General features: G+C 53.6%; 2 protein-coding genes. Both read left to right on the top strand.

Translation table 11 applies throughout. The annotated features are described in order from the left end of the window. Positions 1-532: acyltransferase (locus tag C8029_RS19880; RefSeq protein WP_152003579.1), on the top strand; the 532-nt coding region annotated here is incomplete at its 5' end. After that, the coding region (locus C8029_RS22585; protein ID WP_226946409.1) for a hypothetical protein at positions 529-724 on the top strand (196 nt) is incomplete at its 3' end. The genes C8029_RS19880 and C8029_RS22585, both read left to right, overlap by 4 nt.

The following is a 724-nucleotide window of genomic DNA, read 5'->3' as shown; positions in this document are numbered from 1 at the left end:
AAAAAACTGCCTCACGCTTGAGCGAGGCTCTTCTATCGGGCATTACTCCTATATTGATGCCCATTCCATAAACGGCGTAATCCTCCGAACCGGTGCGACTTTACGTGAATATTGCTGGGTACAGTGCCGCAGTGGCTTGAACTCTGTTGGTGAAGGTCTTGAAATAGGCGAACGCGCCTATGTCGGCCCGTTCAGCTCCATCGGAGTCGGCGGCAAAGTCACGATAGGTGCAGGTACGCAGATCGGAGCGGGTCTACGCTTGTCTGCAGAATCACACGAGATCGGCGAGAACAATACATTCACAGACGGCTCGGTGAAACGGAGCGGAATCGAGATAGGCCGCGATGTCTGGATGGGAAACAGTGTTACCATACTGGACGGAGTGACTATCGGAGACGGCGCTGTAATCGGCGCGGGATCTGTCGTCACACGCTCGATCGCTCCAAATATGGTTGCCTTTGGTGCCCCTGCAAGAGAAATCCGTCGCGTCGACCAGAAGATTCCCACTCAGGAAAATGAGGATTATGAATGACGCGCGTTCTATTTGATTGCCGCCCAGTCCGCCCCCCGATCAGCGGCGTAGCTCGGTATTGTCTTGGAGTGTCAGAAGCACTCTTACGCACGACCGACTATCGACTTGATGCTTTCGTCCAAGAAGAAAAGGGAACCAACGAGTTTGTCGATCTAATCTCGCAACAGGCGCGAATTGTCCCGTCGCGGTTTT

This window comes from Roseobacter sp. TSBP12 (assembly GCF_009129705.1).
Taxonomy (GTDB): Bacteria; Pseudomonadota; Alphaproteobacteria; order Rhodobacterales; family Rhodobacteraceae; genus Celeribacter; species Celeribacter baekdonensis_A.
The sequence above is the reverse complement of the archived record's forward strand: the minus strand, read 5'-3'. Positions and strand labels throughout refer to the sequence as shown.